Source organism: Streptomyces sp. SP18CS02, assembly GCF_036322365.1.
Taxonomy (GTDB): domain Bacteria; phylum Actinomycetota; class Actinomycetes; order Streptomycetales; family Streptomycetaceae; genus Streptomyces.
In genome coordinates this window covers 42,659-62,232 of record NZ_JAQYXC010000280.1, presented here as the reverse complement: position 1 = coordinate 62,232, position 19,574 = coordinate 42,659, and the positions used below count along the sequence as shown (strand labels likewise).

Annotated in this window: 17 protein-coding genes; 8 read left to right on the top strand and 9 right to left on the bottom strand. The window is 71.5% G+C overall.

Features of this window, described 5'->3' with window-relative positions:
* Positions 1-33 precede the first annotated feature (33 nt).
* Positions 34-2,580: an aminopeptidase N gene (pepN, locus tag PUR26_RS14475; protein WP_329872749.1), complete on the bottom strand. Its 2,547-nt coding sequence runs from the start codon at positions 2,578-2,580 to the stop codon at positions 34-36.
* 135 nt (positions 2,581-2,715) lie between these two features.
* Between pepN and PUR26_RS14470 the strand changes: the two genes are divergently transcribed.
* The gene (locus PUR26_RS14470; RefSeq protein WP_329872747.1) at positions 2,716-3,351 is read left to right on the top strand and encodes a mycothiol-dependent nitroreductase Rv2466c family protein; all 636 of its coding nucleotides are present in this window, start codon (positions 2,716-2,718) and stop codon (positions 3,349-3,351) included.
* A 145-nt stretch (positions 3,352-3,496) separates the two neighbouring features.
* Here PUR26_RS14470 and PUR26_RS14465 read toward each other — a convergent pair whose 3' ends face one another.
* The 4 genes from PUR26_RS14465 to PUR26_RS14450 form a co-directional block, all read right to left on the bottom strand.
* Complete coding sequence (locus tag PUR26_RS14465; protein ID WP_329872745.1) at positions 3,497-4,141, bottom strand: superoxide dismutase; 645 nt, start codon at positions 4,139-4,141, stop codon at positions 3,497-3,499.
* 72 nt (positions 4,142-4,213) lie between these two features.
* The gene (locus PUR26_RS14460) at positions 4,214-5,290 is read right to left on the bottom strand and encodes a glycerophosphodiester phosphodiesterase family protein (RefSeq protein ID WP_329872743.1); all 1,077 of its coding nucleotides are present in this window, start codon (positions 5,288-5,290) and stop codon (positions 4,214-4,216) included.
* 168 nt (positions 5,291-5,458) lie between these two features.
* Positions 5,459-6,922 (bottom strand): amino acid permease, encoded by a 1,464-nt coding sequence (locus PUR26_RS14455; protein WP_329872740.1) that lies wholly within the window; start codon positions 6,920-6,922, stop codon positions 5,459-5,461.
* A 153-nt stretch (positions 6,923-7,075) separates the two neighbouring features.
* Positions 7,076-8,461: an amino acid permease gene (locus tag PUR26_RS14450; protein ID WP_329872739.1), complete on the bottom strand. Its 1,386-nt coding sequence runs from the start codon at positions 8,459-8,461 to the stop codon at positions 7,076-7,078.
* 260 nt (positions 8,462-8,721) lie between these two features.
* Here PUR26_RS14450 and PUR26_RS14445 point away from each other — a divergent pair, with 260 nt between their 5' ends.
* On the top strand, positions 8,722-9,306 hold the full coding sequence (locus PUR26_RS14445; RefSeq protein WP_329872738.1) for a biotin transporter BioY: 585 nt from the start codon (positions 8,722-8,724) through the stop codon (positions 9,304-9,306).
* Between the two features lie 23 nt (positions 9,307-9,329).
* Here the strand turns inward: PUR26_RS14445 and PUR26_RS14440 are convergent, their stop codons facing one another.
* Both PUR26_RS14440 and PUR26_RS14435 read right to left on the bottom strand, forming a co-directional pair.
* On the bottom strand, positions 9,330-10,739 hold the full coding sequence (locus PUR26_RS14440; RefSeq protein ID WP_329872737.1) for an FAD-binding oxidoreductase: 1,410 nt from the start codon (positions 10,737-10,739) through the stop codon (positions 9,330-9,332).
* A 223-nt stretch (positions 10,740-10,962) separates the two neighbouring features.
* A complete protein-coding gene (locus PUR26_RS14435; RefSeq protein ID WP_329872736.1) occupies positions 10,963-12,420 on the bottom strand; it encodes an amino acid permease in 1,458 nt (485 codons plus the stop codon).
* A 172-nt stretch (positions 12,421-12,592) separates the two neighbouring features.
* Between PUR26_RS14435 and PUR26_RS14430 the strand changes: the two genes are divergently transcribed.
* The gene (locus tag PUR26_RS14430) at positions 12,593-13,081 is read left to right on the top strand and encodes a ribose-5-phosphate isomerase (protein ID WP_329872735.1); all 489 of its coding nucleotides are present in this window, start codon (positions 12,593-12,595) and stop codon (positions 13,079-13,081) included.
* A gap of 109 nt (positions 13,082-13,190) precedes the next feature.
* The gene (locus PUR26_RS14425; protein WP_329872734.1) at positions 13,191-14,021 is read left to right on the top strand and encodes an Fpg/Nei family DNA glycosylase; all 831 of its coding nucleotides are present in this window, start codon (positions 13,191-13,193) and stop codon (positions 14,019-14,021) included.
* A gap of 96 nt (positions 14,022-14,117) precedes the next feature.
* Here PUR26_RS14425 and PUR26_RS14420 read toward each other — a convergent pair whose 3' ends face one another.
* The gene (locus PUR26_RS14420) at positions 14,118-15,347 is read right to left on the bottom strand and encodes a GNAT family N-acetyltransferase (protein ID WP_329872733.1); all 1,230 of its coding nucleotides are present in this window, start codon (positions 15,345-15,347) and stop codon (positions 14,118-14,120) included.
* Positions 15,348-15,453: 106 nt separating this feature from the next.
* Between PUR26_RS14420 and PUR26_RS14415 the strand changes: the two genes are divergently transcribed.
* A complete protein-coding gene (locus PUR26_RS14415; RefSeq protein ID WP_329872732.1) occupies positions 15,454-16,626 on the top strand; it encodes a PP2C family protein-serine/threonine phosphatase in 1,173 nt (390 codons plus the stop codon).
* Positions 16,627-16,808: 182 nt separating this feature from the next.
* Positions 16,809-17,258, top strand: a complete 450-nt coding sequence (locus PUR26_RS14410) for an HD domain-containing protein (RefSeq protein ID WP_329872731.1) — start codon at positions 16,809-16,811, stop codon at positions 17,256-17,258.
* Here the strand turns inward: PUR26_RS14410 and PUR26_RS14405 are convergent.
* Positions 17,245-18,375: an acyltransferase family protein gene (locus tag PUR26_RS14405; protein ID WP_329872730.1), complete on the bottom strand. Its 1,131-nt coding sequence runs from the start codon at positions 18,373-18,375 to the stop codon at positions 17,245-17,247. The two genes, PUR26_RS14410 and PUR26_RS14405, sit on opposite strands and share 14 nt — an antisense overlap.
* Before the next feature lie 453 nt (positions 18,376-18,828).
* Here PUR26_RS14405 and PUR26_RS14400 point away from each other — a divergent pair, with 453 nt between their 5' ends.
* Complete coding sequence (locus tag PUR26_RS14400; RefSeq protein ID WP_329872729.1) at positions 18,829-19,023, top strand: hypothetical protein; 195 nt, start codon at positions 18,829-18,831, stop codon at positions 19,021-19,023.
* Positions 19,024-19,178: 155 nt separating this feature from the next.
* On the top strand, positions 19,179-19,547 hold the full coding sequence (locus PUR26_RS14395) for a hypothetical protein (protein WP_329872727.1): 369 nt from the start codon (positions 19,179-19,181) through the stop codon (positions 19,545-19,547).
* Positions 19,548-19,574 lie beyond the last annotated feature (27 nt).

The window sequence follows — 19,574 nt, the reverse complement described above, 5'->3', positions numbered from 1 at the left end:
CCCGGAAGAACCCGGGCCCCCGGCCGGAACGGTTCAGCCGGCCGCCGCGTCGCAGGCCTGGGCCCGCAGCGAGCGGGCCAGGTCGTCGCTCGCCTCCAGCACCAGGCGGCGCAGCGCCGGCGCCGCGGAGGCGTGGGCGGAGAGCCACGCCTCCGCGGCCGCCGACGTCCCCTCGTGGTCCTGGAGGCTCGGGAACATCCCCCGGACCACGTCCATCCCGATCTGGATGGAGCGCTCCGCCCACACCCGCTCGATGGCCTCGAAGTACTTCGCGGCGTAGGGCGCCAGCAGCTCGCGCTGCGAGGGCTGGGCGAAGCCCCCGATCGTGGCCTCCACCAGCGCGTTCGACAGCGCGTCCGACTCCACGACCTGCGCCCACGCCTGCGCCTTGACCGCCGCCGACGGGCGGGCGGCGAGACAGCGCACCTGATGGCGCTTGCCCGACGCCGTGGCGTCACGGGCCAGTTCCGCTTCGATCGCCGACTCGTCCGCCCGGCCGTGCGCGGCCAGCGGCTCCAGCAGCGACCAGCGCAGCTCCTGGTCGACCTCCAGGCCGTCGATCTTCGCCGTGCCGTCCAGCAGCCCCTCCAGCAACTGGAAGTCCGCCGCGGTGGCCGCCGTCGCCGCGAAGAACCGGGCCCACGTCAGCTGGTGCTCGCTGCCGGGCTCCGCCAACCGCAGCTCCCGCAGCGCCCCGCCCGCCAGCAGCCGGCCGCCCTCCTCGCGCCACGCGGGCGCCGCGTAGTGCACGAGCGCCGTCCGCGCCCAGGCGTGCAGCATCTGAAGGACCCCGATGTCGGACTCCCGGCCCGCGAAGTCCAGCACCAGCGACACGAAGTCCCGCGCCGGCATCAGCGCGTCACGGGTCAGGTTCCACAGCGCCGACCAGCACAGCGCGCGCGCCAGCGGGTCGGTGACATCGCCCAGGTGCGTCCGCAGCGTCCGCAGCGAACCCTCGTCGAAACGGACCTTGCCGTACGTCAGGTCGTCGTCGTTGACGAGTACCAGCGCCGGCCGCTCCGCGCCCACCAGCTCCGTCACCACCGTGCGCGTACCGGTGATGTCGACCTCCGCGCGGGCGTAGCGCACCAGCTCGCCGGCCTCCAGGCGGTACAGCCCGACCGCGGCCCGGTGCGGGCGCGGCTCCCCGCCGTCCTGGAGCACGGCCAGCTCGGTGATCCGGTCACCCGCGTCGTAGGTCACCACCGGCGTCAGGGAGTTGACCCCCGAGGTCTCCAGCCAGGAGCGCGACCAGGACCTCATGTCCCGGCCGGACGTCTCCTCCAGCACGGACAGCAGGTCGGCCAGGGTCGTGTTGCCGTACGCGTGCCGCTTGAAGTAGCGCCGGGCGCCCTCCAGGAACGCCTCCCGGCCCGCGTACGCGACCAGCTGCTTCAGCACCGCCGCGCCCTTGGCGTACGTGATGCCGTCGAAGTTGAGTTTGGCGTCCTCCAGATCGCGGATGTCGGCCGTGACCGGATGCGTCGACGGCAGCTGGTCCGCCCGGTACGCCCACGCCTTGCGGTTGTTGGCGAAGGTCACCCAGCCGTTGGTGAACCGGGTCGCCTCCACCATCGAGAAGGTGCCCATGAAGTCCGCGAACGACTCCTTCAGCCACAGGTCGTCCCACCACTTCATGGTGACCAGGTCGCCGAACCACATGTGGGCCATCTCGTGCAGGATGACGTTCGCCCGGCGCTCGTACGCCGCCTGCGTCACCTTGCCGCGGTAGATGTACTCCTCGCGGAAGGTCACCATGCCCGGGTTCTCCATGGCGCCGAGGTTGTACTCGGGAACGAAGGCCTGGTCGTACTTCCCGAAGGGGTAGGGATAGTCGAAGTTGTCGTGGAAGAAGTCCAGCCCCTGCTTGGTGATCAGGAAGACGTCGTCCGCGTCGAAGTGCCTGGCCAGTCCCTTGCGGCACATGGCGCCCAGGGGGATCTCCAGGTCACCCCGCCGGTAGGTGTCCGTCACATGGTGGTAGGGGCCGGCCACGACCGCCGTGATGTACGTGGAGATCGGCGCCGTCGGCGCGAACCGCCAGACCCCGCCCTCCCGGCTCTCCTCGGCGCCGTTGCTCCACACCGTCCAGCCCTCGGGTGCCGTCACCTCGAAGCGGAACGGGGCCTTGAGGTCCGGCTGCTCGAAGTTGGCGAACACGCGCCGGGCGTCCGCCGGCTCGTACTGGGTGTAGAGGTAGACCTCGCCGTCCTCCGGGTCGACGAACCGGTGCATGCCCTCACCGGTCCGGCTGTACGCGCACTGCGCGTCCACGACCAGGACGTTCTCGTCGGCGAGGTCGTCGAGCGCGATCCGCGCGCCGTCGAAGACGACCGCCGGGTCCAGCTTCCGCCCGTTCAGCGTGACCGCGTTCACGGCCGGGGCGACCAGGTCGGCGAAGGTGGCGGAGCCCGGCGCGGTCCGGCGGAACCGGATCGTCGTCACCGACCGGAACGTGCGCTGTTCCGCCTCGCTCTCGCCGATCGCCGACCGGAGGTCGAGCGCGACCTCGTACGCGTCGACGGACAGCAGTTCGGCCCGCTCGCGGGCCTCGTCGCGGGACAGGTTCTCACCGGGCACGGGCACTCCTTCGTGTCTCGTTGGTCAGCGAAGATCCTCCCACGGGGCGCGCACTGACGTGCGGTCCCCGGGAATGCCTCCGATCGCCCGTGACGTTCCCCGCAGACAAGCGCAGGCACGGCACCGAGGAGAGAGATGTCCGAGAGCAGGACCACCGCCGATTTCTGGTTCGACCCGCTGTGCCCGTGGGCCTGGATCACCTCCCGCTGGATGCTGGAGGTGGAGAAGGTCCGTCCGGTCGACGTGCGGTGGAACGTGATGAGCCTCGCCGTCCTCAACGAGAACCGGCTGGACGAGCTGCCCGCCGAGTACGCCAAGACGATGTCGACCGTGGCGTGGGGCCCGGTCCGGGTCGTCGTCGCGGCCCGGCAGCTGCACGGCGACGAGGTGGTCGGCCCGCTCTACACCGCGCTCGGCACCCGTTTCCACGTCGAGGGACTGGGCCTGACCCGCGAGGCCGTCGTGGCCGCCCTGGAGGACGTCGGCCTGCCCGCCGAGCTCGCCGAGTACGCCGACAAGGACACGTACGACGGCGAGCTGCGCGTCTCGCACAAGGCAGCCATCGACAAGGTCGGCGAGGACGTCGGGACACCGGTCATAGCCGTCCCGGGCGCGGACGGCGAGCAGGTCGCCTTCTTCGGCCCGGTCGTCACCCCGGCCCCCAAGGGCGAGGCCGCGGGCCGGCTGTGGGACGGCACACTGCTGGTGGCCTCGACGCCCGGCTTCTACGAGATCAAGCGCACCCGTACGCAGGGTCCCGTCTTCGGCTGACCGGCTGACCGGCGGGCGCCAGGGCGCGCCGGAGCGAACAGACGGCCCCCCGCGAGTCCTGTCCTCGCGGGGGGCCGTCCTTCAGCCGCCTGCCCGGTGAAGGTTGAGAAGACGATCACGAGCAGGACGTCATCGCGTCACCCGGTCACGGGGTGATGAGCGGCGTGCGCTCCTTGGCCGCGGCGTAGCGCCTGGCCACGTCCTGCCAGTTGACGACCTGCCACATCGCCTCGATGAAGTCCACCTTCTGGTTCTTGTACTGGAGGTAGAAGGCGTGCTCCCAGGCGTCGAACACCAGGATCGGCACCGAGCCCTGGCCGACGTTGCCCTGGTGGTCGTAGACCTGCTCGACGATGAGGCGGCCGCTGACCGGCTCGTACGCGAGCACGCCCCAGCCGGAGCCCTGGGTGGTCGCGGAGGCCTTGGACAGCTGCGTCCTGAACTTGGCGAACGACCCGAAGGACGCGGCGATGGCGTCGGCCAGCTCTCCGACACCGTCGGCGGCCAGCGGCTCGCCACCGCCGCCGTTCTTCCGGCCGGTCATGTTGTGCCAGTAGATCGAGTGCAGGATGTGGCCGGAGAGGTGGAACGCGAGGTTCTTCTCCAGGCCGTTGATCGAGCCCCACTGCTCCTTGTCGCGCGCTTCCTCAAGCTGTTCGAGGGTGTCGTTCGCCCCCTTGACGTAAGCGGCGTGGTGCTTGTCGTGGTGCAGCTCGATGATCTGCGGATTGATGACCGGGTCGAGCTCCGCGTAGTCGTACGGAAGTTCAGGAAGTGTGTAGATCGCCATGTCCGAGCCCTCCGACTGCTTATTGCACATCTTATGCAGGTGCAGGCTAACAGCAGTAGTGTCGGAAGGTGATCAGCCCTGGGGCCGCGCGTCGCGGGCGGTGGCCGCGAGGTCGGGGAAGTCGGTCACCACCGCGTCGACGCCCCGGTCGTAGTGGCGCGCGTACTCGGTGAAGGCGTCGCCGAAGGCGTGCGGGTCCGTGCCGCGCCGCAGGTCGGCCGGCAGGTACTGGTTCTCGGCGCGGAAGGTGTGGGCGCCGACCCTCAGGCCCGCCGCGTGCGCGTCCGCCAGCAGTGTGGAGGGCGGCACCAGGGACGACTTGTCGGCTCCGATCCACCGCGCGTAGCGGGCGATGGCGCGGAGCCCGGACGGCGTCGCCATTTCCCGGTACGTCAGGTCGTGGCCGTACGGCCCGCCGCTTGTGCCGAGGGCCTGCCACAGCGGCACGCCCACCCGCTCGCCGGCGATCCGCAGCAGACTGGACGGTTCGAAGGACTGGATGACGCACTCGTGCGCGCCGAGCCGGTTGCGGCGGACGGCGTCGGCGAGGACCGGTTCCAGGGGCAGCCCGACCGAGCGGAAGTACGTCGGGTGCTTGGTCTCGGGGAAGACGCTGACCGTGCGGCCGTGGCCGCGCGAGAGCCGGCGCGCCAGGTCGACGACCTCCTGGAAGGTGAGGATCTGCTGGCGCCCGTCGTGGACGGTGTTGCGGTCCCGTACGAGGGGGAGGCGTTCGACCGCCCGCAGGGTCTTCAGTTCGGCGAGGGTGAAGTCCTCGGTGAACCAGCCCGTGACGGCCCGGCCGTCGACGGTCCTGGTGGTGCGGCGGCCGGCGAACTCCGGGTGGCGGGAGACGTCGGTCGTGCCCGAGATCTCGTTCTCGTGGCGCGCCACCAGTTGGTGGTCCTTGGTGGAGACGAGGTCCGGTTCGATCCAGTCGGCGCCCGTCTGCACGGCGAACGTGTAGGAGGCGGCGGTGTGTTCGGGCCGCCAGCCGGCGGCGCCGCGGTGGCCGATCACGAGCGGTGCGCGCGGGGCGGGCCGGTCGTCGGGGCGCCCGTCGCGGGCGACCGCTCCGGCCGGAGCGGTGGCGGTGGCGGACAGGGCGGCGGTGGCGCCCGCCGCGAGGAGTACCGAACGTCGTCTCATGCCCGGACGGTAGGCGGCGGGGGCCGCCGGGGCGCGGACACTTCACGCCCTGTGCGGACGCTCTTCACCCGCCCGTACCCGGTTCCGCCCGTGCCGGAAGCCGCCCGTACGGGAGGACGGGCGGGGCCCCCGGTGTGTCGCACACCGGGGGCCCGCCCAGGACGGTCGTCAGTCCTTGCCGGCCGTTCCGGCCGGAGCGGCCTGCGGGGTGACCTCGGCAGTCGCCGCGGACTTCTCCTTGCGCCGCTGTACGAGGTACCCGATCACCGCGAGCCCCAGGGTCAGCAGGCCCGTGGCGTACAGCTGGTGCCGCGTGCCCTCCTCGCGGAACATCAGGACGAAGATCGCCGCCATGCCGGCCAGCGCCACGCACGTCAGGTACGGGAAGGCCCACATCCTCACGACCAGCTTCTCGGGCGTCTCGCGCTCGGTGCGCCGGCGCAGCACCAGCTGCGAGACGGCGATGAAGATCCAGACGACCAGGATGATCGCGCCGATCATGTTGAGCAGCCAGACGAAGACGTCGTCGGGGCGCCAGTAGCTCAGCAGCACGCAGAAGAACCCGATGACGGACGACGTCAGGACGGCGACGCGGGGGACCCCGCCGGAGATCCTCCCGAGTGCCTTGGGGCCCTGACGGCGTGCCACCAGGGAGTTGGCCATGCGGGAGGCGCCGTAGATGTTGGCGTTCATCGCGGAGAGCAGTGCGACCAGCACGACGACGTTCATGATCTCGCCGGCGGCCGGGATGCCCAGGTGGTCGAGCGTGGCGACGTACGGGCCCTTCTCCGCGACGGCCTTCTCGGTCCAGGGGAGCAGTGTGACGACGACGGCCATCGAGCCGATGTAGAAGACGCCGATCCGCCACATGGCGGTCCGTACGGCCTTCGCGACACCCTGCACCGGGTGCTCGGACTCGGCCGCCGCGATGGTGACCGTCTCCAGGCCGCCGTACGCGAACACGGAGGCGAGGAGGCCGACGATCAGGCCCTCGGAGCCGTTGGGCAGGAACCCGCCCTGGCCGGTGAGGTTGGCCGTGCCGGGGGCGTCGGTGCCGGGCAGCACACCCGCGATCGCCAGGACGCCGATGCCCAGGAAGAGGACGATGGCGCCGACCTTGAGCGCGGCGAACCAGAACTCGAACTCGCCGAAGTTCTTCACCGCCGCCAGGTTGGTGACCGTGAAGACCACCATGAACAGGGCGACCCAGATCCATGAGGGCGTGCCGGGGAACCAGCCGACCATGATGTTCGCGGCGCCGATGCCCTCCAGACCCACCGCCACGCAGAGCAGGAACCAGAACGACCAGCCCGCGGTGAAGCCCGCCCAGGGGCCGAGCGCCCGCTCGGCGTGCACCGAGAAGGAGCCGGACGCCGGGTTGGCCGCCGACATCTCGCCCAGCATGCGCATCACGAGCATGACGAGGGCGCCGGAGAGCGCGTAGGCGAGGACGATCGCCGGGCCGGCGGCGGCGATGGCCGTGCCGGAGCCCACGAAGAGGCCGGCGCCGATGACACCGCCGAGGGCGATCATCGAGAGATGGCGTTGCTTGAGGCCGTGCGAGAGCGGGGAGTCGGGAGGGGAGTCGTTCTTCGTCGGCTCCGCCGACGCGGGCGCGGAAGTCCGGGACATGGGCGTGCCCTGTTCAGTAGCTGAGACGGGGTGCGGGTGCGGCCCACGGTCCGGGCCGGCCCACAGTCTGTTGCGGGGCACCGCTCACAGGGAATGACCGACCGCTATACGGACACCGTGCTCACACAATGTGAAGATCTGTACACACTATCGTCACATTCGGCGGGCGCGCAGTTCGCGTGCCCCCGCCACCAGGAGCACGGTCCCGGTCGCCGCGGCCGACCACAGCACCTGGGGCCGTGACCCCTCGTCGGTCAGCATCAGCACCAGCACGGCGCCCATCGCGGCCAGTGCCGTCCAGGTCAGCCAGGGAAAGCCCCACATGCGCAGGGTCAGCAGCTCGGGCGTCTCCCGTTCGATGCGCCGGCGCAGTCGCAACTGGGAGACGGCGATCAGGCTCCACACGAACAGCAGCACCGCGCCGACCGCGTTCAGCATGTAGAGGAAGACGGAATCCGGCCACTTCAGATTGAGCAGGACGGAGACGAAGCCGAACGCCACCGATGCCAGCACGGCCCGGCGCGGCACCCCGCCGCCCGACACCTTCAGCAGGCCCCGGGGCGCCTCGCCCCGCTCCGCGAGGGAGAAGACCATCCGCGACGAGCCGTACAGATTGGCGTTGAGCGCGGACAGCAGGGCCACGAAGATGACGACGTTCATGATCTCGCCGGCCGCCGGAACCCCGATGGAGTCCAGCACGGCGACGTACGGGCTCTTCCCCGGCTCCATCGACGTCCACGGCAGCAGCGTCACGATCACCAGCATCGAGCCGATGTAGAAGAAGAGGATGCGCCATACCGCGCTGCGCACCGCGCGGGCGACGTTGCGCGCCGGGTCCTCGGACTCGGCGGCCGCGATCGTCACGACCTCCAGCCCGCCGAAGGCGAACACGACCGCGAGGACACCGGAGACCACGCCGTCCCAGCCGTTGGGCAGGAAACCGCCCTGCCCGGTCAGGTTGGCCATGCCCACCGGGTCCGTCTCGGGCAGCACGCCCAGGACGGCCAGCACGCCGAGGACGAGGAAGAGGACGATGGCGCCGACCTTGAGCGCGGCGAACCAGAACTCGAACTCGCCGAAGTTCTTCACGGCCGCCAGGTTGGCGGCCGTGAAGACCACCATGAAGATCAGCACCCAGGCCCACTGCGGGACGGCCGGCACCCAGCCCGCGGCGATCCCCGCCGCGCCGGTCGCCTCCACCGCGAGCACGACCACCAGCAGGAACCAGTAGAGCCAGCCCACGGACAACCCCGCCCAGCGGCCCAGGGCGCGCTCCGCGTGCACCGAGAAGGCCCCCGAGGCCGGCATGGCCGACGACATCTCGCCGAGCATCCGCATGATCAGCATCGCGAGGGTGCCCGCGATCAGGTACGACAGGACGATGCCGGGCCCGGCGACCGCGATGCCGGCGCCCGAGCCGACGAACAGCCCGGCGCCGATCACCCCGCCCAGGCCGAGCATCGTCAGATGGCGCTGCTTCAGTCCGTGGGACAGGGGCTCGGACTCCGGGGCCGACGGCGTGGGCGGGGCGTCGTGCATGGCGCTCGTGCTCTCCGGGGGTCTCCGGGGTTTGGAAGGACCCCACAGTCTCTCCGCAGAAGGCCCCCTGGCGCAAAAGGGGCCGTCCACCCGGTCTGGCTCGTGACGAGGGTCACGTCCCATGACGCTTACCGGGCGGGCTTTGTCTGAACTCCACCAAGTGCCTGACCGTCGCTTTGTCATCGGCTGACGGTGATCGAGCGTTCACTCGTGGGCTACGGTCGGCCTGTTCCCAACTGCCCTCACCCCGCGGAGAACCGATGAGCACTGCTGCCGCCCCCATCCGTACCGGAGCGGTCCTCGCCGACCTGCTGCCCGCCAGCCGCACCCGCGACATCGCGCTCGTCGTCGGCGGCGCCGCGCTCACCGGTATCGCCGCCCAGATAGCCCTGCCGGTGCCGGGCTCGCCCGTCCCGGTCTCCGGCCAGACCTTCGCGGCCCTCCTCGTCGGCACCGCGCTCGGCGCCCGCCGCGGCTTCCTCTCCCTCGCGCTGTACGCGGTGGTCGGCATGGCCGGCGTGCCGTGGTTCGCCGAGGCCAACTCCGGCTACACGATGCCGTCCTTCGGCTACATCCTCGGCATGCTGCTCGCCGCCACCGTCGTGGGCGCCCTCGCGCGCCGCGGCGCCGACCGCTCGGTCCTGCGCACGGCGGGCACCATGGCGGTCGGTTCCCTGATCATCTACGCGGTCGGCGTCCCCTACCTGGCCCTCGCCACCGGGATGACGCTGACGCAGGCGATCGCCGCGGGTCTGACGCCCTTCCTGATCGGCGACGCCCTCAAGGCCGCCCTCGCGATGGGCGCCCTGCCCACCGCGTGGAAGCTCATCGGCCGCAAGGGCTGACCGGGTGGCTCACTGAGCCGCCGTCAGCTCCTCCTGAAGAGGTTCGCCGGGTCGTACCGCTCCTTGACCACGGCGAGCCTCTTCTCCGTCTCCGGGTCGTACAGCCCCCGCGTACGGTCCCCGGCCGCGAAGGTGAAGTTGAGCGAGCGCCCCACGGCCGACGGCCCGAGCGCCGCGAACACCTCCTCGTACCGGGCGCGCACCGCCTCCACGGCGGTGCCGTCCAGCCCCGACAGCACCCGCACCAGGAACCGGGCGTCACGGTGCGGGACCGCGTTGGGGTGGCGCCGGGCGAGCGCCCCGCCCAGGTGGTTGATCTGGGTCACCGTCCACACCGGCGACCGCGGGCCGGTCAGGGCCAGCAGCGTCCGCGCCGACCCCGCGTCCAGGTCCCGCATCATCAGACTGTCGCCGTAGTAGGCGTGGGGCCGCTCCGGGTCGTTGTGGATCGTCGGCGACTCGCCGTACGCCATCTCCCGCATCGAGTCCGCCACCGCCGGGCCGATCGCCCGCAGGGGCGCCACAAGCCGTTCGCCCTCCTCGGCGCTTCCGCTGTACGCGACGCGGATCGACGCCGTGTAGCGTCCGCGCAGCTGCGCGGGGAGGAACGGCAGGTCCGGGCAGACCATGACGCCGATCGACGACGTCAGCTCCTCCGGCACGGTCCGCGTCCACTCCAGATACGTCCGCACCGCCTCGTCGACCCGGTCGTCGGCGAACATCAGCGAACCGCCGTAGAGCCGGGTGACCGGCACCAGGCCCACCTCCATGGCGGTGACCACCCCCAGGCGGTGCCCGCCCCCGAGCAGGGCCCAGTGGAGCTCGGGCTCGCTGCGCGCGCTCGTCGTCCGCAGTTCGCCGTCGGCGGTGACGACCTCCAGGGCGCGCACATGGTCGGCGGTGTAGCCGAACTGCCGCGCCAGCAGTCCCAGACCGCCGCCCAGGGTGTACCCGACCGCGCCGACATCGGGCGCGGAACCGTTCAGCGGGGCCAGCCCGTGCGGCGCCGCCGCCTCGGCGACCCGGCTCCAGCGGACCCCGGCCTCGATCCGGGCGGTCCGCGCGGCCGGGTCGACGCGCACCCCGTCCATGCGGCGGGTGGTGACGAGGACGCCGCCCTCGGACGCGCCGGGCAGCCCGTGCCCGGTGGCCTGCACCGCGAGGGGCAGACCGCGCCCGGCGGCGTACCGGACCGCGGAGCGCACCTCGTCGGTGTGGGCGGCCCCGACGACCAGAGCGGGCCGGAACCTGAAACCGGTCTGGAAGCCGGCCACCTCCTCGTCGTATCCGGCGTCCGCGGGACGCAGGACGACGGCGGCGTCCGGCCCCGAGGGGGTCTCGCGCGTCGTGTCGCGGACCGGGCGGTCCGTGCCGTGGGCCGTCGTGCCGTGGCCGGCGTCGTGGGTCGTGCCGTGGGTCGTGTCGTGCGTCATGCAGGGCTCCCCGCTCGTTCCTCCGTGTGGGGGAAGCCTGTCGCCGATACCTGACACCCGCCGTCAGGTTTTCGCGGGACGCGCGAGATCCGGGCACTGCGGCACCCCGGACACGGGATACCGGCACTGCGGCACCCCGGACACGAGAAGGAGATCGCCGCCCCGCGCGCAGGGCACGGGGCGGCGATCTCCTTTCCGGACCGGGGGCCGGGCGGGGCGGCGGTTACGACCCGGAGACCGAGTCCTTCAGGCCGCCGGCCTTCGCGCGCGTCCGGTCGCGCACCACCGCGATCACGATCACCACGGCCGCCACCAGCATGGACAGCAGCACCTGCTCACGCGGGTCCCCGCCCTTGTACAGCATGTAGCCGAGCACGAACGTGATCATCGCGATCGTCGCCCAGGTCAGGTACGGGAAGAGCCACATCTTCACGACGAGCTTGTCCGGCGTCTCGCGCAGGATGATGCCGCGCATCCGCAGCTGCGTCAGACAGATGACCAGCCACACGAAGAGCGCCACCGCGCCCGAGGAGTTCAGCAGGAAGGCGAAGACCGTGTCGGGCCACTTGTAGTTGAAGAAGACCGCCACGAAGCCGAAGAGCACCGAGGCCAGGATGGCCGCCACGGGCACGCCGCGCGCGTTCGTCCGCGCGAACGACTTGGGGGCGTCACCGCGCTGGCCGAGCGAGAAGGCCATCCGGGAGGCCGTGTAGAGGCCCGAGTTGAGACACGACAGCACGGCGGTCAGGACGATGACCTCCATGATCGTGCCCGCGTTGGGGATACCGATCGAGTTCAGGGCGGCGACGTACGAACCGTCGTTCTTGATCGCGTCGGAGTCCCACGGCAGCAGCGTCAGGACGACGAAGATCGAGCCGAGGTAGAAGACGGCGATACGCCAGATCACGCTGTTCGTGGCCTTGGTGACGGCCCGCTGCGGGTCCTCGGACTCGCCCGCGGCCAGCGTGACGATCTCACTGCCCATGAAGGAGAAGACGACCATCAGCACACCGGTGAGAATGGCTCCCGCGCCCATCGGGAAGAAGCCGCCCGAGTCGGTGAGGTGCGCGAACCCGGAGCCCGGGTTGTCGGAGCCCGGCAGCACGCCGAAGACGGCGAGCAGACCGATGATCACGAACGCGCCGATCGCGACCACCTTGATGCCGGCGAACCAGAACTCGAACTCGCCGTACGACGACACCGACGCCAGGTTCGTCGCGGTCAGCACGACCATCACGATCAGCGCCCACGCCCACTGCGGCACCGCGGGGATCCAGCTCTCCAGGATGTCGGCGCCCGCGGTCGCCTCGACGGCGAGCACGACGACCCAGAAGAACCAGTAGAGCCAGCCGATCGAGAAGCCGGCCCAGCGGCCCAGCGCGCGGTCGGCGTACTCGGAGAAGGACCCGGAGGTCGGCCGCGCGGCAGCCATCTCGCCGAGCATGCGCATCACGAACACGACCATCGCGCCGACGAGGACGTACGAGAGCAGAATGGCCGGCCCGGCGGCGGCGATACCGGCACTGGACCCGACGAACAGGCCGGCGCCGATCACACCGCCGATGGCGATCATGGACAGGTGGCGGTTCTTCAGCCCGGCCTTGAGACCGTCGGAGGACTGCGGAATACCGGGTTCTCCGGTCTCCCCGCCTTCCTTCGGCAGGGTCGACTGCGTGGTCATGGACGATTCCTTACGTCTGTGGGGCACTCGGGTGACGAGCCCGTGCATTCAAACCCGAGACCCGGACAGGCCGAAAGACCCGATTCCGGATCGTGATGCGAACACCTTCCGGGCCGGGCGGCCCCGACCCCGCTGACCGCTACCCCCTCGCCCGCGTGCCACACTCGGGTGCATGCGCGTGTACCTCGGCTCGGATCATGCCGGATACGAACTCAAGAACCACCTCGTCGAGTGGCTCAAGGCACATGGCCACGAGCCCGTCGACTGTGGTCCCCACATCTACGACGCCCAGGACGACTACCCGCCGTTCTGCCTGCGTGCGGCGGAGCGGACGGTCGCCGACCCGGGCAGCCTCGGCATCGTCATCGGTGGCTCGGGCAACGGCGAGCAGATCGCCGCGAACAAGGTCAAGGGCGTCCGGGCGGCCCTGGCCTGGAGCGAGCAGACGGCCGCCCTGGGCCGCGAGCACAACGACGCCAACGTGATCGCCATCGGCGGCCGTATGCACTCCCTGGAGGAATCCACGAAGTTCGTGGAGATCTTCCTCGGCACCCCGTACTCGGGTGAGGAGCGTCACACCCGCCGCATCGAGATGCTCGCGGGGTACGAGGCCACGGGCGAGCTTCCCCCGATCCCGGCCCACCACCCGCAGCAGGGCTGAGCGCCCGTCCTTCGTGCCGCAGGGTCTCCCGGATCCCGTCCGGGGGACCTTCGGCATGCCCCGGCACGCCGCCCAGCAGGACATCAGCGACACATCAGGAGAGCCCGCCGTGCCCGAAGGGCATACGATCCACCGTCTCGCCGAGGACCACATCGCCCGCTTCGGCGGCCGCGGCGTCCGGGTCAGCAGCCCGCAGGGCAAGTTCTCCGGCAGCGCCGCGCTCCTCGACGGCCAGGTGCTCGACACGGCGGACGCCCACGGCAAGCACCTCTTCCTGGGCTTCCCCGCCGCCGGGGGCTGGGTCCACATCCACCTCGGCCTCTTCGGCAAGCTCGGCTTCGGTACGACACCGGCCCCGCCTCCCACCGAGACCGTACGGCTGCGCCTGGTCAACGGTGAGCACTACGCCGACCTGCGAGGGCCCACCACCTGCGCCCTGATCACCGAGCCCGAGAAGCAGGCGGTGCACGACCGGCTGGGGCCCGACCCGCTGCGGGCCGACCCCCGGCACCCCCGGCACCACGACGGGGAGAAGGCGTGGCGCCGGATCTCCCGCTCGAGGACCACCATCGCCGCCCTGCTCATGGACCAGAAGGTCATCGCGGGCGTCGGCAACGTCTACCGGGCCGAGGTCCTCTTCCGGCACGGCATCGACCCCTACCGGCCCGGCAAGGACATCTCCGAGGCCGAGTGGACCGCGATCTGGGCGGACCTCGTGGTGCTGATGCGCGAGGGCGTGCGCAACAACCGCATCGACACCGTCCGCCCCGAGCACACCCCCGAGGCGATGGGCCGCCCGCCGCGCGTCGACGACCACGGCGGCGAGGTCTACGTCTACCGCCGGGCCCATCTGCCCTGCCTGGTCTGCGGCGGAGAGATCCGCACCGCCGGTCTCGCCGCCCGCAACCTCTTCTGGTGCCCCGGCTGCCAGCGGGCCTGACGCCCCGCCCCGGGGGCCCGCCGGCGCCCGGGCAGCGGACGGGGCCGGCCCGGAAGGCGTCCTGATCGTCAAGGCGTCCCGATCGTCAAGACACCTCTAGAAGCCGTGCGGCAGCCACGGCGCGACCGTCGACCCGAAGGCCGTGGACGCCTCCGCCAGCGCTCCCTCCCGCAGCTCCCGCACCCGGCCCGCCGCCGCCAGCGACTCCAGCGAGACGCCGCCCAGATAGGCCGCGCCCAGATCCCGCACGGACAGCGCCAGTTCCGCCGGGTCGTCCGTACGCGCGCAGGACGCGCCCTTGCCGTCTCCGGTCAGCCGCCAGCGGCCCGTGTTCCAGGGGCAGAAGGCGTCCTCGACGTCCAGGACCACATCGACCGGCGTCCGATAGGTGCGCGCCTCCAGGGCCGCGCCCAGTTCGACCAGCCGCAGATGCAGGGAGTCGTGCACCCGCACCTGGCACCGGCGGATGTCGGAGACCAGGTGCTGCCAGGCGTCGTCCACCGGGCGGTTGCGCACCGTGAGCGTGGACATCAGGTCGATGTCGAGGAGGTATCGCCACAACGCGGCGTAGGCCGCCGGGTCCAGGGCGCCCAGGTGCTGGAGGACGACGGTCCCCCGGGGGCCCGTGACCTCCCACTCCGGCTTGGTCGTGTAGAGCGCGAACCCGACGGTTTCGCCGTCCCGCTCGGCGAGCACGCACTGCAGCGGCGACCCGCCGTCGCGGGCGCCGGGAGGGTCGAGCACCGGCAGGCGCTCCCAGCCGGGCCGGCGTTCGAGCATCCCGGGGCGCCCCGGGACCAGCCGCGCGTACACCGCCTCGCACCTCTCGATCACGTCCACGGGACGGGCGAGCCGCAGCGCTACGTCATCCGTCCCCTCCGGGACGGACAGTCGCACGCGCGTCGTATCGATCTCCGCGCGCAGCTGCTGCGTCGCGATGCCGTATCCGAACCGCCCGTAGATGTCCGGTTCGGACGCCGTGAGAACGGCGAGCGGCTCGCCCCCCGCGCGGATGTCGTCGAGCTGGCGCCGCATCATGGAGGTGAGGATGCCGCGGCGCCGGTGCGTCGACGCCACGCTGACCATGGTCACGCCCGCCGTCGGCACCGAGGAGCCGCCCGGCACCGACAGCCGGAACGTGAACGCCCCGGCCGTGCCCACGCAGGCGTCCCCGTCCCAGACGCCGATCGAGCGCTCGTACTCGGTGAGGGAGTCCCACAGCTCGCGCTCCTCGGGGCCCTCGGGGACGCCGCCGAACGCGAGCTCCAACTGCGCGAACCAGTGGTCCCATTCGCCCGGGCGAAGCACCCGGAGTTCCGTCGTCATATGCCATGACTATCAGCGCGCCTCACTCGTAGCGACCCAATTTCGAACGCAATGTCGGAGGGGTCCCCCTGCGCTCCACCCGGCGGGATGGATAGGGTCCAGGCCAATGGCCCGGAGCGCACGAGTGGACGCGTACACGGCCCGGATGCGGAAGTCGGTGCACCGGGCCCGTATCGCGCTGCGCAAATCAGGGGTCGACTACTTCCGCGGCGACGGCTCGGACTGGATCGCCCTGGCGGGCCTGCTCCTGACCGTTCCGGCGATCACCCTCTGCACGATCGCCATGCCGGTGTGGTGTTCGCCCTCCGCCCTGGTCCTGCCCATCGTGGCGGGAGGTCTGCTGCTGCGCCCGGCCAGCCTGCTCGGTCTGTACGCGGCGTCCGCGGGCGCCCTCATCGTGGAGTCGTTCGCCCTGGGCCCGTACACGGAGGGCGCCGCCCGCGTCACCCCGGGCACGGTCCTGGTGGTCGCCGCGTGCGGGCTGTTCGGGCTGCTCATCGCCCAGTTCCGGGCCCGGGTCGGCGTGCCCTGGCGGCGCGGCGGGACCATGCTCTTCGACCTGCGCGAACGCATCCGGGTCCAGAGCGCCCTGCCCCCGCTGCCCAGGGGCTGGCACCACGAGATGGCGCTGCGGCCGGCCGGCGGCCAGTCCTTCTCCGGTGACTTCGTGGTCGCGGCCCGCACCGGCGGCGGCCGGACCGCGAACGGCGGCCCCAGCGGCCGCACCCTGGAGGTCGTCCTCACCGACGTCTCCGGCAAGGGGATGGACGCCGGATCGCGGGCCCTGCTGCTGTCCGGCGCCTTCGGCGGTCTGCTCGGCTCGCTGCCTCCGCACGACTTCCTCACGGCGGCCAACGGCTATCTGCTGCGCCAGGACTGGGACGAGGGCTTCGCGACCTCCATCCACCTGGTGCTCGACCTGGACACCGGCGACTACGAGCTGCTGTCGGCCGGGCATCTCCCGGCGCTCCAGCTGCACGCGGGCAGCGGCCGCTGGGAGGAGAAGGCGGGCGAGGGCCCGCTGCTCGGCGTGTACGACGGTGCCGAGTTCCACCCGGTCAAGGGCTCGCTGCGCCCCGGTGACGTGCTGATGCTCTTCACCGACGGTCTGGTGGAGGCGGCGGACCGGGACATCGCCGAGGGCATCGACCGGCTGACGGGCGAGGCGGACCGCTATGTGACGTCCGGCTTCGAGGGCGCCGCCTGGCATCTGATCGAGGCGTGCGCCAAGGACGTGAACGACGACCGGGCGCTGCTGCTGATCTCCCGGGACGCCTGAGGCGCCCCGAGACCGTCCCGCGCCCGGACCTTCCGGAGCACCGGCCCGGGTTCCGTCGGCCGTCCGCCCGGCAGGACGCGGGCCGGCTATCGCGACCGGCCGGCCGCCGGCGGGCCGAGACCTCCCCCGCCGGAGGGATGCCCACCGCCGTCCCGGCCGCGCTCCCGGGGTACGGTCACCGCATGCCGCAGCTGACGCTCGCCCAGGTCGAATCGCTCGCCCGTCGGGCCCACGAGGGGCAGACCGACAAGGCGGGGCGTCCGTACGCCGAACACCTCCGGGCGGTCGCCGAGGGGGTACGGGCCCGGGGCGGCAGCGACGAGCAGATCGCGGCGGCCTGGCTGCACGACGCGGTCGAGGACGACGCGCTGCCGGCCGAGTGGCTCGCGGCGGCCGAGCTGCCGCAGTCCGTCAAGGACATGGTCCTGGCGCTCACCAAGCGTCCGGGCGAGGACCTGGCGGCCTACGCGGAGCGCGTCCTCGCCGTGCCGGGCGCCCGTCTGGTCAAGGAGGCGGACCTCGCACACAACGCGGACCCGGACCGCCTCGCCGTTCTGGACGAGGCGACCCGGGCCCGGTTGAGCGCCAAGTACGCGAGGGTGCGGGCCCTGCTCGGCCTCACCGCCGGCTGACGGCCTCCCGTTCGCCGGCGTCCCGACGGAACGCCCACGTCATCCTCGGCTCGGTCACGCACCGCAGCACCCGTCGCACGGGCGGCGTGCACAGCAGCGTGACCGCGGCCGCCGCCGTCAGGGTGACGGCGACCAGCCCGACGGGTTCGGTGAGCCAGTGGTTCGCCTCCACCAGGCCCCAGTAGTCGAGGGACTTCACCAGGAACCCGTGCAGCAGGTAGCCGCAGATGGTGCCCGCGCCCAGGGAGGTGAACCAGGTCCTGCGGCCCGGCACCCAGGCGAGGAAGGCGATCGTCAGCAGCAGCCCGCAACCGAACAGCGCGACCGTCATGACGGGCCCGGACCACCAGGGCGCGCCCAGCTCCTCGGCGCTGGTGGAGCGGTAGAACCAGCTCATCCGCAGCCGCGGCGCCATCCAGTAGGTGAAGGCGGCGGCGCCGGCGAACAGGGGCAGGGCGAGCAGCCGTACCTCGCGCCGCCGCACCATCCGGAAGTGCTCGGGCTTCAGCGACAGCCCCAGGACGAAGAAGGGGAGGAACTGGAGCACCCGCTGGAGGTCGAGGTCGGCGCCGATGCCCGGGGTGAGCGAGCCCAGGGCGGCGATCGCCAGGGCCACCGGCAGCGGGTGGCGCAGCGTGCGCCACAGGGGAGTGGACAGGCGCCAGATGAACAGCGCGATCAGGAACCAGGTCAGATAGAAGGGGTCCGTGAGGCTGAAGGGGTGGGCGGGGTCGTTGTCGGCCCAGCGTTTGTAGAGCGTGTACGCCACCTCGAAGACGACGTACGGCACGACCAGTCCCGTCACCAGCCGCTTCAGCTGGTCGGGCCGCCCGGTGAAGCCGCGGGAGAAGTAGCCGGACACCACGATGAAGGCCGGCATGTGGAAGGTGTAGACGAGCATGTAGAGCGCCCGCGTGGCGCGGCTGCCCTCCATGACGGGCTCCCACGCGTGCGCCACGGCCACGAGCACGATCGCCAGGTACTTCGCGTTGTCGAAGTACGCGTCCCGCCCCGCGGGTCTCTCCACGGCCCTGGTCTGCGTGCTGGTGACGGCGGGCTCCGCCTCCCGGACCGGGGGGAGCGGGGCCCTCTGATTTACCTGCGGGGCGTGGAACATCCCAGGCACCCTAGCCGGGCTTCGAGGATTCCGTAAAACGCCCCGGAGCGGTTCCCCATTGAATCCGGCACGGCCGTAGAACGTCCCCAATGCCCTAATTAATACCCCTTAAAGGGGGCATTTCGTTGCGCCATCATCAGTAATGAATTACTGCTCGGTCACGCTGCGGATTTCCTGTGACCAGTATGTGTGTGCACTGAAATGATCACCTGAATTCCTGTCGGCGTTCATGGCGTCCGGCCCTCGCCGCTCCGGCGTGCGCCCGGCCCGTGCGCGCCCTCGGGGTGCCGCGCCCCCGCGCACAAGCGGCGCACAAAAGACGCGATCCCTTCACCGACGATGTGTCACGAGGCGGCGTGAGCGGGAAGGTTGGTGGCACGATGGAGCCGGCGGGGGCGCATCGGCCGTATGCCCCCGGGCCGGCAAGGCGGACCGACCGAGGGTGTGATCAGTGTGGCCATTTCACTGTCTGTGGTGCTGCTGTTGGCGATCATCCTCGTGGTGTTGATCCGGGGCGGATCCCTCAAGGGCGGACCCGCCGTCGTCGCCATACTCTTCGGGTTCTTCCTCGCCTCCTCGGGCATGGCCCCGTCGATCAACCGCTTCCTCAACTCGATAGCGGACACGATCAACCGCATCACCTTCTAGGAGGCGTCCGGAGAGTCCCGGCGTCCGTCCGAAGGGCCGTGGATCCTCCGCGCGCTCCTTTCCGGGGCCGCCCGCGCTCGCACGCCCGCCACCCCGGGGCGAGACTGGGAGGCAGGGAGACGGGGGCTGCGCGGTGGACCCGCCGAGGAGGAGTCATGGCGGCAACGACACGGAACGAGGCCCCCGTCGCGATCCAGGGCGGCGGCGTGGAGCTGCGGACGGCGGACGTCGGCGGTCGTATGACCGCGGCCTTCGTGCGCCTGCCGAGCGGTACGGACATGGGCCCGGCCCTCAAGGGGCTGCCCGGCGATCTCTGCCAGTGCCCCCATTGGGGGTATCTGTTCAAGGGGCGGCTGAGGATGCGCACCGCGGACGGGGAGGACGTCTACGAGGCGGGGCAGGCGTTCTACTGGTCGCCCGGCCACGCCCCGGAGGCCCTGGAGGACTGCGAGTACCTGGACTTCTCGCCCACGGCGGAGTTCCACGAGGTCATCGAGCACATCAAGGCCGGCGCGGCGGCCTGAGGCGACGCCCGGGGACGGCAACGGCCC

Excerpts from the sequence above, each read along its gene's own strand:
- PUR26_RS14470 (WP_329872747.1), top strand. The coding sequence starts at position 2,716 with ATGTCCGAGAGCAGGACCACCGCCGATTTCTGGTTCGACCCGCTGTGC.
- PUR26_RS14465 (WP_329872745.1), bottom strand. The coding sequence starts at position 4,141 with ATGGCGATCTACACACTTCCTGAACTTCCGTACGACTACGCGGAGCTC.
- PUR26_RS14460 (WP_329872743.1), bottom strand. The coding sequence starts at position 5,290 with ATGAGACGACGTTCGGTACTCCTCGCGGCGGGCGCCACCGCCGCCCTG.
- PUR26_RS14455 (WP_329872740.1), bottom strand. The coding sequence starts at position 6,922 with ATGTCCCGGACTTCCGCGCCCGCGTCGGCGGAGCCGACGAAGAACGAC.
- PUR26_RS14450 (WP_329872739.1), bottom strand. The coding sequence starts at position 8,461 with ATGCACGACGCCCCGCCCACGCCGTCGGCCCCGGAGTCCGAGCCCCTG.
- PUR26_RS14445 (WP_329872738.1), top strand. The coding sequence starts at position 8,722 with ATGAGCACTGCTGCCGCCCCCATCCGTACCGGAGCGGTCCTCGCCGAC.
- PUR26_RS14440 (WP_329872737.1), bottom strand. The coding sequence starts at position 10,739 with ATGACGCACGACACGACCCACGGCACGACCCACGACGCCGGCCACGGC.
- PUR26_RS14435 (WP_329872736.1), bottom strand. The coding sequence starts at position 12,420 with ATGACCACGCAGTCGACCCTGCCGAAGGAAGGCGGGGAGACCGGAGAA.
- PUR26_RS14430 (WP_329872735.1), top strand. The coding sequence starts at position 12,593 with ATGCGCGTGTACCTCGGCTCGGATCATGCCGGATACGAACTCAAGAAC.
- PUR26_RS14420 (WP_329872733.1), bottom strand. The coding sequence starts at position 15,347 with ATGACGACGGAACTCCGGGTGCTTCGCCCGGGCGAATGGGACCACTGG.
- PUR26_RS14415 (WP_329872732.1), top strand. The coding sequence starts at position 15,454 with ATGGCCCGGAGCGCACGAGTGGACGCGTACACGGCCCGGATGCGGAAG.
- PUR26_RS14410 (WP_329872731.1), top strand. The coding sequence starts at position 16,809 with ATGCCGCAGCTGACGCTCGCCCAGGTCGAATCGCTCGCCCGTCGGGCC.
- PUR26_RS14405 (WP_329872730.1), bottom strand. The coding sequence starts at position 18,375 with ATGTTCCACGCCCCGCAGGTAAATCAGAGGGCCCCGCTCCCCCCGGTC.
- PUR26_RS14395 (WP_329872727.1), top strand. The coding sequence starts at position 19,179 with ATGGCGGCAACGACACGGAACGAGGCCCCCGTCGCGATCCAGGGCGGC.